Source organism: Niastella sp. sgz303648 (genome assembly GCF_059587045.1).
In genome coordinates this window covers 440,033-453,175 of record NZ_JCAPSW010000002.1, presented here as the reverse complement: position 1 = coordinate 453,175, position 13,143 = coordinate 440,033, and the positions used below count along the sequence as shown (strand labels likewise).

Genomic DNA, 13,143 nt, shown 5'->3' with positions numbered 1-13,143 from the left:
CAAAACTGTTATATGAAAAAACACTCAGCCCTGCTTTTACTCACCGTGGTACTTTTTACCGTTTGTCCGGTTGCCGCATTGCATTCGCAGAATACACCGATTATTGTACAGGGAAAAATTGTAAGCAGTAAAGATAAATCACCCATACATGGTGCTTCGGTAACAGAAGTAGATAAAGAAGACCGTATAATACGGGGTGTGGCCACCGATATTGAAGGTAATTTTGCCATACGCATATCTAATCCGAATAATAAATTATCTATTTCCTACATAGGTTTTAAAACCATAGTGATCCCCGTTAGCCCCAAAAGTAATCTTACCATACAGTTAAACCCATCCAATAACGATATGGATGAAGTAATTGTAGTATCGGGCAAAAAAACCGATAACGGTATGTTGCAGATATCAGAAAGAGACCGCACCATTGCTTCCGCTACCATCAGCGCTAAAGAAATGGAAGAAATGCAGGCCACCTCTATCGATCAGGCATTGCAGGGAAGGTTGCCGGGTGTTGATATCACCGCCAGCTCAGGCGATCCCGGTGCAGGCATGTCGATAAAAATACGTGGCACCTCCTCTATCAACTCATCCGATAATCCGTTAATTGTAGTTGACGGTATGCCGTACGAAACTGATATCCCCTCGGATTTTAATTTCGGAACAGCCGATGAGCAAGGATATGCAGCGCTGTTGAATATTGCACCATCTGACATTAAAGATATCACCGTGTTAAAAGATGCAGCCGCTACGGCCGTATGGGGCGCCCGCGCGGCAGGTGGCGTATTGATCATTAACACCAAACGCGGCAGAATAGGCAAACCAATTCTTACCTATACATTTAAAGGATCATTATCACTGGCGCCCGAAGCCATTCCCATGCTCACCGGCGACCAGTACTCGACCATGATCCCCGAAATGGTGATGAACAAGAACGGCGTTCCCCTGAATACACAAACGCAAAAAGAATTTAACTACGACCCCGCTGACCCCTATTGGTATTACAACTATAGCAACAACACCAACTGGATAAAAGCCATCACCCGCAATGCATATGTTATGAGCCATAACTTATCGCTCAGCGGAGGCGGCAGAAAAGCGCGCTATTTTACTTCGGTAGATTACCTGAAACAAACAGGTACAACCATCGGTACCGACCTGAACCGTATCAATACCCGCCTTAATCTCGATTATTCAGTATCGGACCGCATAAAATTCAGAACCGACCTTTCGTATTCGCATAGCGACAACAACAGGAATTTTGCCGAGAACCTGCGCGAAGTAGCGTATCGAAAAATGCCCAACATGAGCATTTATGAATACGATGAATACGGCAATCAAACGCCTAATTTCTTTTCACCCGCAGCCAACATTCAGGGACAATACAATGGCATTAACAGCAGTAACAATCTGGTAGGTACTGTAAATCCGGTAGCTATGGCCGTTAAAGCCATGCGCAATGTGGTTACCGAAAGAGTATTGCCTCACTTTACTCTGCAATACGATATCAAGCCAACGGTATTACAAACCACATTCGATATTCAGTTCGATATTAATAACATCAAAAACAAATCCTTCCTGCCGCAAATAGCCACCGGGCGCCCATGGACTGAAACCGTGGTGAACCGTGCCTACGACGGCGATGCAGATGCATTCAGTGTACAATCAAAAACCAATCTTATCTATAGTCCGCACCTGAAAGAAAATCACAACCTGATAGCCTTTGCATCGTTTATGACCAGTGATTATAAATACGTATCGCACCAGGCGCAAACGTCTAACACCGCATCGATCGACCTGCAGGATCCCTCGGTTCCTTCACGTACGGCCAATACCGATTTGAATTTATCAGCTACACAAATTCAGTCCCGTTCAATAGGCATGCTGGCGAACGCACAATATTCATTCAAAGACCGGTACATCATTAACTCAAGTATCAGGGTAGATGGCAACTCGCGTTTTGGTCCCAATCACAGGTATGGCACCTTCCCCGCTATTTCAACCCGTTGGCGCATTTCGGATGAATGGTTCATGCAGCCTTTCCGTAAATATATCAATGATCTGAGCGTGCGCGCCAGCTACGGACATTCGGGAAGAGCCCCCAAAAACGATTATGGATTTTACAATACCTATGGCACTTACGCCTATACATATCTCGGTCAGGCAGCGATCTACCCGGCCAGTATGCAATTGAACAACCTCACATGGGAAACTACAAAAGGACTTAACCTTGGTTTTAACCTGATGATGTTCGATCGCAGGTTTACTATGGATGTTGACCTGTACAGGAACCGGATCACCGACATGTTCTATTCGGGTTTGCAAATTTCTTCCTTTACCGGTTACAACAGCGTTGACATGAATGTGGGCACCATGGATAACCAGGGCTGGGAACTGAACCTGAATGCAACACTTATACGCAATAATAACATACAACTCGACTTCAACGTTAACATTGCCCACAACGATAATATCATTCGCGAAATATCGGAATTCTATCCCCGCGAAAAAGGAAACATCGAAGCCAACGGACAATACAAATCACTTTTACAGGTTAACAATCCGTTTGGTTCTTTTTATGGCTTCAGATATAAAGGCGTATATACCGACAAATCAGCTACCATCGCCCATGATGCAAAAGGGCAACCCATTGTGGGACCCAACGGACAGGTGATTTATATGCGCTTCAATTATCCCACAGTTGATTATGTTTTTCAACCTGGTGATGCCATTTATGAAGACATCAACCACGATGGCAATATAAATTATATGGATGTTGTATACCTCGGCAATGGCAACCCCCGGTTTGTAGGCGGCTTTGGCCCGGTATTAACATACAAAAAGAATTTGCGGATAACTGTATTCTGCAATTACCGCCTTGGTTCCGATATCATCAATGGCACCAAAATGAATACGACCAACATGTACGGCTTCGATAACCAAAGCACAGCGGTATTAAGAAGATGGCGAAAAGAAGGTGATGTAACCGATATTCCCAGAGCAGTATGGGCAACAGGTTACAACTGGCTTGGTTCTGACCGGTATGTTGAGGATGGTTCGTTCCTGCGCCTTCGTTCGGTAACAGCCCGATATACGTTTACACCAAAAATACTCGGCAAATTAAAGATCAATGCGCTGAGTGCTTATGTAACTGCCGAAAACCTGGTTACGTTTACCAAATACACCGGCCAGGACCCTGAAGTTTCTTCACGCGGCAGCGATCCGTTCAGGGTAGCAATAGATAACTCTATGACACCACCGGTTAAATCGTTTACATTAGGTTTAACCGCCAGTTTCTAACACAAACATATACCTGTTATGCGTCGATATATATATACTTTACTCTTATCTGCAACAATAATTACGACCATCGGTTCATGCAAAAAATGGCTGACCCTTGAACCGGCAGATGGTATTGTGGGCACCAAATTCTGGAAAACCAAAGAACAGCTTGCATCAGCTGTTAATGGCATTTATGCATCGCTTATTGACAAATCGGTAGCCGAGTACCTGTTTATGTGGGGCGAGCTAAGGGCCGATATGGTAATGCCTGCCTCCGGCGCCAGCAATAGCGACATTGATGTGTACAACGTAAACCTGCTATCGACCAATACCGTTGTTGACTGGCGGATCATATACCGCACCATCAATTACTGCAATACCGTGATCGACCTGGGCCCTTCGGTGATAAATGTTGATAAAACACTTACGCAGCAACAGCTCGATCAGTACCTGAGTGAAGCCTATGCCATCAGGGCGCTGATGTATTTTTACCTCGTACGCAGCTTTGGTGATGTTCCTCTTAAAATATCAGCCACTACCAGCGACGATCAACTGGAGCAACTGGCCAAAAGCAAACAAAGCGAAGTTCTGACACAAATCGTGGCCGACCTGAATACAGCAGAAGCCAGTGCAGTTTTCACTTACAACGACAATGCATCCAATAAAGGCCGGATAACAAAATATACCGTTAATGCCATACAGGCCGATGTGTATTTATGGATGGAAAAATATGCTGAATGTGTTACCGCCTGTGATAAAGTCATTAACTCGGGCCGCTACGGGCTGGTAACCCGGGGACGCTGGCTCCCAATGTTCTTTGAAGGCAATTCAAACGAATCGATTTTCGAATTTCAATACAACCCACAGGCGCTGAATCCCTTTTATCCGATGTTCACTACAAGTAAAAGAAGGTATATGGCAACAGATGCCGTACTGGAAGATATATATACTGTAGATTATGCCAACCCCGATAGCGTTGATTACCGGGGCGACGGTGCTTCAATTGTAAGTAGCAACAATACCATCGCAAAATTTTTATGGAACACCACTTCGGATGCTTCGTACAATCACTGGATCGTTTACCGCTATGCCGACGTATTACTGATGAAGGCCGAAGCCATCAACCAGATAGGCGGCCGCGGCCAGGAAGCATTGGATATAGTAAAATCGATCAGGCGCAGAGGACATGCATTACCGGCTACTGAACGCAACCCCGGCCCCGACGATCAGGATGATATAGCCGATTATATACTGGAAGAAAGATCACGCGAATTTGCATTTGAAGGAAAACGCTGGTACGATCTGTTGCGCAATGCCAAAAGAGATAATTATCGCCGGCTCGACATCTTATTAAGTATGGTCGTAGTTGCAGTACCGCCCGAGCGGCAACAATCGGCCCTGAACAAATACAAAGATTATAACAGTCACTACTTCCCTATTTACTATTACGAACTGCAAACCGACAAAAACCTTGAACAAAACCCATTCTATAAATAACTAACGTATAAAACTTGCTTTATGAAAAATATGTCAAAGCCTGTACTGGTGGTTATTTCGATACTGTTGCTGATAGCAGCAGTGTGGGGTTGCAAAAAGATCAATATTGATACTTCAACTACCGACGCCACCAACCTCGTAGGCTATATGGAAAAGTATCCCGATACGTATTCGGAATTTCTGAAAGTATTAGACAAATCGGGCACCTCTTCCTTTTTAAATGCTTATGGCACGTATACCCTGTTTGCACCCAACAATACAGCCATGCAAAATTACCTGAAGGAAATTGGTAAAAGCTCTATTGATGATCTGAGCGCCGATGATTTGAAAACGCTGGTGCGTTATCATTTACTGGGCGATACCATATCAACGCCATCTTTCACCGATGGAAAGCTACCCGTACCTACCATGCATGGCGAATACCTTATTACCGGCGTGAATAACGAAAACGGAGTTTCGCGGTATATTGTTAATCGCCGCGCCCTGATCATTCAGGCCAACATTCATACCGGTAATGGCGTGCTGCACACCATTGATCATGTACTGATACCAAGCAAAAAAACACTGGCTGCCATGCTCGAAGAAAATGCCAATTACAGCATTTTCACCCAGGCACTAAAAGAAACAGGCTATTTCGATACCATTAATGTTTTGAAATACGTAAATGATACCCTTCCCCAATGGTTAACCGTATTGGCCCAGTCGAATTCGGTATATGCCGCAGCTGGCATCAACAGCTATAATGACCTGAAGAAAAAATATTGTAATACCGGCAATCCACTCACAGCAAACGACAGTTTGCATTTATACATGGGTTACCATATTTTGAGTGACCTGAAGTTTATAGCCGATCTGTTAATAACCCCCGCTCACAATACACTAACGCCACAGGAAATAATTCTTATAACATTAAAACAACAGGAAGTATGGGCCAATAAAGAAACCTATAATGGTGTAGATGAAGGCGTGTTGTTTAACCGTGCCGCCAGTGATGTTGCCGCCACCAACGGCGTACTGCATGATCTGAATGGCGACCTGTATATCAAAGTGCGCAACCCAACGCCTGTTTACTGGGATGTGGCCGAACAACCCGAGATCATGAAGCTTACTTCGGTTTTCAGAAAACCAGGTAAATCACAGATATTTAATGTCGGTGACTTTAAAGATATAACCTGGAATACGGGAGACGCGAAATATAATTACCTCGAATATTACTGCAATAGCGCCGGTTCGAAAGATTATTACTACTGGAACGACCGGCTGAATATTTACAACTTACGAACAAACAGCGGAAGAATCAACTGGATTGAATTTACCACCCCCGTTATTATTAAAGGCAGGTACAAAGTGTGGGTATGCTGGCGATCGAATAACGGCTATTCAGGTATAAACACCCAAACATATATCGACGGAGAGCTGATGCCACGGTTATTTTCTTTCGGTGATTATAACTACGGCAAAACCTTGTCAGATGCAGAAGTACAGGCACAGGGATGGAAACGGTATTATGTAGGGCCCAGCAGCGCCAATAATATGGCATCGAAACTGCTGGGAACTATTGAAATCAAAACCACCGGCCGTCATAAATTAAAATTTGTAGCAACAGAAAGCGGAAAAAACGATGCCGGATGCTGGCTGGATATGATTCAATTCATTCCTGAAAACATGAACCAGTACTCACCTCGTTTTGCCCAGGATGGTACCCAGGTACCTTAATCGCGATTATTTGACACTAATAGATATCGAAGCACATTATCAGTTTGCCCGCCGGCAAACTGATAATGTACCACAGGTTAATCAAATTCTTTACTTGTTATGCTATTGAAAAAGAGAACAATTACGTTACCCATTGTGCTATGCTGCCTGTTACAGGTTTCGTGTACCCGGAAATGGGAGGATCACAATGCCACACAGGATGCTGATTTGTCGGTTAACCTGTTTCAGAAAATTGCAGCCAATGAGTCATTAAGCCGTTTCACAGAGTTTCTGAAAACCACCGGATATGCCGATACCTTACAATTGTCAAAATCATTTACGGTATGGGCTCCTACCAATGATGCATTAAAGTCGCTGGATGCTTCAATCATAAACGACGGTAATAAGCTGAAGAAATTCGTAGCGCATCATATTGCCGGTTTATCATACTATACTTCCCAGTCGCAAACAGCCCGGCTTCGGCTACCCCTTTTAGATGGAAAATATGCCGTGTTTTACCAATCCAGTTTCGACAACACATCGATTGCAGCCAAAGATCAGGCGGTAAGTAATGGGGTATTACATACCATCACCGCAGCTGCTGCCCCGGTTGGTAACGTATGGGATTATGTTGATTCGCTGAAGGCCGGCAATAATATGGCAGCCTACATAAAAACCCAGCTACGGCTTGTTTTCGACACCAGTATAGCAAAAAAAACCGGCATCGATCAGTTGACCGGTCAGCCTATTTATGATACGGCATCAGGAATGGTAACCCGCAATACCTTTCTTGATTCAACCTACAACATGGCCAATGAAGCCAAAGAATATACCCTGTTTATTTTGAACAATACAACCTGGGATTCGGAACGCGCCCGGTTAGATACATTTTACAAAGCCACTACACAGGACAGCACTTATTGGCTCGCCTACTGGAATACAGCCAAAGACCTTGTAATACCAGGCGCCCTGGCGCCCGATCAATTGCCTGCTTCATTTGTATCAAAATTCGGGGTGGAAGTACCACTTGATAAACAGGCTATAACCGCTACCTATCGCACCAGCAACGGGTACGTATATGTGTTGAATACTATGAACGTGCCACTGAAAAATAAGTTCAGGCCTTATGTGGTACAAAGCGATAACTGGATAGGCCTAAGTAATTCAGTATCGTCAAATGTTCTCCAATACCGAACCCTGTTGAACCCCAATACCGGTGCTCAGTTTAACGACCTGTTTGTGTACAACCATCAAACCAATAAGTTTTATATAGCCTACAAAATAAAAAACGTACCTACCGTAACGTACAGAGTATATTGGGCAACCTATAATAACCGCTATAATAATACATTGAATCAGCGGCTGGCTATCGGGTCATCCACTGCAACCAGCTTTGCATACCGGTCGCTGCCGTACAATGTATACAACGAAGAATATCTGGGCGATTATCAGGTAACTACCTATGGAAGTGGTAATCTTTATCTGTATTTGGTGAGCGCAGATGTGGCGCCTACCTCATCAAATCAAAATACCAATTCCATGTTCCTCGATTATATCAGGCTGGAACCGATCATACAATAATATTATTACGCATTCTATTTACATATCATGCAATTGAAAACGATTATAACCAAACCTGCTTTAGTATCTGCCATAGCTACGATTGCTTTTTTGCAGCTGAGTGCACAACAGCAGGCGCCTGATTCTGCCTCACAGAACCAGGCCGCTACACAGGATACTATTATCATCGAAAAGGGAAAAGCACAACAGGACCCACACGCAGTAACCATTAAAGGTACCATCATAGATGCGGCTACCCGTAAACCCGCAGCAGGTATAAATGTTTCGGTAACCGACTATTCAGCCACCATATCAGACGAAAACGGCCGGTTTACAATAAAAGTACCCTCCTACTCCACTACCCTGATGGTAAGTGCCGAAGGATACCAGAGTAAAAATGTTCCCCTGCAGGGCAATAAAGAAGTGTCTATTCAGCTATACGACGACAACTTTGATTCCTATTACGACCCCGCAGTAGTAACATCAGGACAAAAACCCAAAAACCGCATAACCAATAGTGTTGTATCACTCAATTTACAGGGTGGCTGGACACACAGTACCGAAACACCGGATAATATTTTGCAGGGCAATGCCCCCGGCCTCACCGCTATTCGCAAATCGGGCACACCCAATATTGGCAGTTCGCTTTTTATGCGCGGTATGAACTCGCTGTATGCAACCAACAAACCGCTGGTTATTGTAGATGGTATGATATATGAAAACATTGATTTTGGTTCATCGCTCATCAATAACTTCAGCAACAATCCGCTTTCGCTTTCCGATATAAAAGACATCGATAATATCACTGTTATCAAAGACGGTTCTTCATTATACGGCACCAAAGGAGCAAATGGCGTTATAATGATCACCACCGCCAAGGCGCGGCAACTGGCCACCCGCATCGACTTTGGCGTATTTACCGGAGTAAATTTTGCACCGGAAAAAATACCAGTCATGAGTCCGGCCGAATACCGGCCCTATCTCGTTGACATGTTTCAGTCGCAGGGACTTACCAGCGAGCAGATCCAAAAGCAACCCTGGATGACCGATGATATAAACAACCCGCAATACTACCGGTACCACAATAACACCAACTGGCAGAAAGAAATATTTCAGAATGGCCTGTCGAATAACATTTATCTGAAAGTAGCCGGAGGCGACAACATCGCCCGCTATGCTTTGTCGATGGGTTATTTAAAAAACCAGGGCGTTATAAAAAACACCAGCGTTCAACGGTACAACACCCGGTTCAATGCCGATATGAACCTGAACAAAAAATTACTGGTAAACGCCAATCTTTCTTTTGCCTATGCAGAACAACTGGCACAAAACATGGGCATCAATGCAAAACTCAATCCCCTGTATGTTGCTCTTGTAAAAGCCCCGTTCCTTGGCCAACACGAGGTAAATGAAAAAGGCGTTGAATCACCCAACCTGGCCGATGTGGATACATTGGGTGTTAGTAACCCCTCAATACTTATAAACAATGTATTAGCCATCAATAAAAGCTACCGGTTTTTCGGATCACTGAAGTTTAATTATACCGTCAATCCATTTTTCACCATAAGTTCTTTATTCGGATTAACGAATGATAAAGTACGCGAAAACTTTTTCATTCCCCGCAAAGGCATCGTGAACGATACATTGCAGGCAGCCATTGCCGACAGCCGGTCGGGCAGCCAGGTAAAACGTTTGTTCGGTGTATTCAACGATACACGTGTTACATACGCCAATACATTTAATAAAGTGCATGCAGTAGAAACGCAGGCCGGATTCCGCTATCAGCAACAAAACCAGGAGCAGGATTACGGATTTGGCTATAATTCGGCAACCGATGAACTGGTGAACGTAGGGTTTGGCGTTCCTGCATTGCGGCAGGTAGGCGGCGATATTGGCACAAACCGCTGGATGAACACTTACCTCAATGTAAATTATGGCTTCAATGAAAAACTGTTTTTAAATGTTGATGTAGCGGCCGATGCTTCATCGCGTTTTGGTAAAGCCATTTCAACAGCTCCTGCTATTGGCGGTATTAAAGTGGCTATCTTACCATCGGTAAGCGCAGCCTGGCTTATCTCTTCTGAAAAATTCATGAATCCTTTTAAAGCGATCAGCTACCTGAAACTGAGAACCGGCTTTGGTTATTCGGGCAATGACGACATTGGCAATTTCACCGCCCACCAATATTACGTATCGCAAAACCTGTTGGGTATGCAGGGTTTGGTAAGAGGCAATATTGCCAATCCGTATTTACAATGGGAATTAAGCAAAAAGCTGAACCTTGGCCTTGATATGGGTTTTCTGCACGACAGAATACGTATGAGTGTTGATGTATACAATAACCAAACCAGCAAAATGATCGTGCTGGAACAAACCATCAGCGCTTCGGGCTTTAATTATGTTGCTACCAACAGCGGCGGCATGAAAACCCAGGGCATTGAAGTTAGCCTGAACAGCCGCATCATTAATAAATACAACCTGAAATGGGATGCAGGCTTCAGCATCGCCACCTATAAAAACAGGATCACCCATTTACCCAACAACCGCATATTAACAGAGTATGCAGGCGCCACCATATTAACCGAAACAGGCCGCGCCGCCAATGTTTTTTATGGTTATAAAACACATGGCGTGTATAGTTCCGATGAAGCCGCAGCCGCCGAAGGCTATTCAACCAAAGTGAACAACAGCACCTGGGTACCATTCAAAGGCGGTGATGTACGTTTTGAAGATGTAAACAACGACAAACGCATCGATGAGCAGGATATGCAGGTGATAGGCAATCCCAACCCCGATTTTACCGGCTCATTCAGCAGCAGCGTTACCTTCAAACGCTTTACGCTCGATGCCCTGTTCACCTTCAGTGCAGGTAACGACATTTATAATTACATGCGGTATAAACTGGAAGCAGGATCTGATTACAACAACCAGTTACCAGCTATGAATAACCGCTGGCGTACAGCCGGCCAGGTTACCAATATACCCAAAGCAGTTTGGGGCGATCCCATGCAAAACAGCCGCTTTTCTGACAGATGGATTGAAGATGGCTCTTATTTACGGTTGAGATCAATATCTCTGACTTATAATGTACCTGTTAAGCCAGGCTTTTTGAAATATGTAACAGTATATGGCGCCGCCAGCAACCTGTTTACCATTTCAAAATACCTCGGTTACGATCCCGAGTTCAGCTCAACAGAATCGATATTGGGTCAGGGCATCGACATAGGACTTGAACCGCAGTACCGGTCGGTTCAGGCAGGTGTACGCATTGGTTTATAAACAATCTCTGTAACAGGAATAACAAAATGATTATGCCAAACATAAAAAACATATTGATTTGTATTACGGCAACTGCTTTTATAAGCATGGGCAGCGGTTGTAAAAAAATATTCGATGTAGAGCCGAAAGAAACCCTTGATAAGGCGCAAACCTATCGAAATGTGTATGATGCCGATGCCGCTGTATTGGGTTTATATGGTAAACTGCTGGGTGTTGCCAAACAGTATGTAGTGTTAAACGAGCTGCGGGCCGATTTGATGGATGTTACCATCAATGCCGAAGAAGCGTTAAAACAACTGAACGAACATACCGTAACAGAAGATAATCCCTATATCGATCCCCGCCCCTTTTACGAAGTAATACTCAACTGCAACGACATATTGAAAAACTTCGACATTATGCGGGCCGGTAAAAAATTTACAGAAGACGAATACCGCCAGCGCTTTGCCGATGTTGCATCATTGCGTGCATGGGTATACCTGCAATTGGGCATTCACTTTGGAAAAGTGCCGTATGTAACCGATGCACTGGAAACAGTTGACGATGTTAAAGATGAATCAAAATTTCCAAAACTTGAACTGAAAGACCTGATCGAGGCGCTTGTAAAAAGCACCGAACCGCTCGCATTCAAAGAAATTTATCCCACAAGCGCCAGTTTGATCACGAACGTGGATGGTTATAATACTGCCAAGTTCTTCATCAATAAAAAATGTTTACTGGGCGATTTATACTTATGGAGATCCGCTTTCACAGGCGCTTCGGCCGATTACCAGAAAGCAGGAGAATATTATAAAGACGTAATGGAAACCGGTGGCACTAACGTAGACATGTACCGCGTAAGATGGGCCGATGTAACCGGCAACGCGGATATTAACGTAACCTACTGGGCAGATTCACGGTTGAACCAGTATAACGAAAATGCTTTGGTGAATACGAATTACAGCGGGTGGCGCTCCATATTTGCGCGCGGCCAGGACGACCTGTACAATCAGGAATGGATATGGATGCTGTATTTTGATAAAAGCTTCAAACCTGAAAACCCGTTTATCGATCTGTTTTCGAACCGGGGCGGCCGTTATCAGCTCAAACCCAGCCAGGCAGCCATCGATGCCTGGAACAGCCAGGTACAATCTGATAACAACTTTCCATACGACGCACGCGGCAAGCTAACTTACAGAACATTAAACGATCAGCCGGTAATTATGAAATACCTATATAATTACCTCGACAACGATACTTATTTTCCGGTGAATATTCTTGAGAAACCCGGCAAATGGTTCCTATACCGGGCAGCGCAATTACACCTTCGTTATGCCGAAGCAGCCAACCGCAACGGCAGACACCGCCTTGCGTATGCGCTGGTGCACAATGGCATCGGCTATAATTTCGACAATAACCCCGGCGGAGGTCTTACACGCGATGTAACCAATACCCAGCAAACTTTTGATGCATACCCTTATAACTTCGATGCACGGTATGCTGATTATCCAAGATACCGCGCCCCCTGGCACCGCAATGTGGGCGTTCGCGGAAGGGCGCATCTGAAATCGGGCGCATTGCCCGGCGGTTCCGACAGCACATTAGCCATTGAAGACAGGATCATCAGCGAAAGCGGCCTTGAGCTGGCGTATGAAGGTACCCGGTGGGCCGACCTGTTACGAACCGCCATCAGAAGAAACGACCCATCTTTCCTTGCCGATAAAGTAGCAGCCAAGTTCGAAAAAGCAGGTAATGCGGCCATGGCGGCTACCATCAGGGCCCGGTTATTGAATAAAGACAACTGGTATTTGCCGTTTAAGTGGAAGTAAACTACTGCTCAAAAAATGCCCGGCC

At 44.6% G+C, this 13,143-nt stretch carries 6 protein-coding genes; all 6 read left to right on the top strand.

The window, feature by feature from the left end:
* Positions 1-12 precede the first annotated feature (12 nt).
* The 6 genes from AC59IL_RS06460 to AC59IL_RS06435 all read left to right on the top strand — a co-directional run bounded on the left by AC59IL_RS06460 (position 13) and on the right by AC59IL_RS06435 (position 13,118).
* Complete coding sequence (locus tag AC59IL_RS06460; protein ID WP_496551281.1) at positions 13-3,297, top strand: SusC/RagA family TonB-linked outer membrane protein; 3,285 nt, start codon at positions 13-15, stop codon at positions 3,295-3,297.
* Positions 3,298-3,315: 18 nt separating this feature from the next.
* Complete coding sequence (locus AC59IL_RS06455) at positions 3,316-4,776, top strand: RagB/SusD family nutrient uptake outer membrane protein (RefSeq protein WP_496551280.1); 1,461 nt, start codon at positions 3,316-3,318, stop codon at positions 4,774-4,776.
* 21 nt (positions 4,777-4,797) lie between these two features.
* Complete coding sequence (locus AC59IL_RS06450; RefSeq protein WP_496551279.1) at positions 4,798-6,492, top strand: fasciclin domain-containing protein; 1,695 nt, start codon at positions 4,798-4,800, stop codon at positions 6,490-6,492.
* A 99-nt stretch (positions 6,493-6,591) separates the two neighbouring features.
* Positions 6,592-8,052: a fasciclin domain-containing protein gene (locus AC59IL_RS06445; RefSeq protein ID WP_496551278.1), complete on the top strand. Its 1,461-nt coding sequence runs from the start codon at positions 6,592-6,594 to the stop codon at positions 8,050-8,052.
* Between the two features lie 27 nt (positions 8,053-8,079).
* The gene (locus AC59IL_RS06440; protein ID WP_496551277.1) at positions 8,080-11,310 is read left to right on the top strand and encodes a SusC/RagA family TonB-linked outer membrane protein; all 3,231 of its coding nucleotides are present in this window, start codon (positions 8,080-8,082) and stop codon (positions 11,308-11,310) included.
* 32 nt (positions 11,311-11,342) lie between these two features.
* Entirely contained in the window at positions 11,343-13,118 is a 1,776-nt protein-coding gene (locus AC59IL_RS06435) for a RagB/SusD family nutrient uptake outer membrane protein (RefSeq protein WP_496551276.1), read from the top strand.
* The last annotated feature ends 25 nt before the right edge of the window (positions 13,119-13,143 follow it).

Bases quoted from the DNA above. Each gene is read 5' to 3' on its own strand.
- AC59IL_RS06460 (WP_496551281.1), top strand. From the start codon at position 13: ATGAAAAAACACTCAGCCCTGCTTTTACTCACCGTGGTACTTTTTACC.
- AC59IL_RS06455 (WP_496551280.1), top strand. From the start codon at position 3,316: ATGCGTCGATATATATATACTTTACTCTTATCTGCAACAATAATTACG.
- AC59IL_RS06450 (WP_496551279.1), top strand. From the start codon at position 4,798: ATGAAAAATATGTCAAAGCCTGTACTGGTGGTTATTTCGATACTGTTG.
- AC59IL_RS06445 (WP_496551278.1), top strand. From the start codon at position 6,592: ATGCTATTGAAAAAGAGAACAATTACGTTACCCATTGTGCTATGCTGC.
- AC59IL_RS06440 (WP_496551277.1), top strand. From the start codon at position 8,080: ATGCAATTGAAAACGATTATAACCAAACCTGCTTTAGTATCTGCCATA.
- AC59IL_RS06435 (WP_496551276.1), top strand. From the start codon at position 11,343: ATGCCAAACATAAAAAACATATTGATTTGTATTACGGCAACTGCTTTT.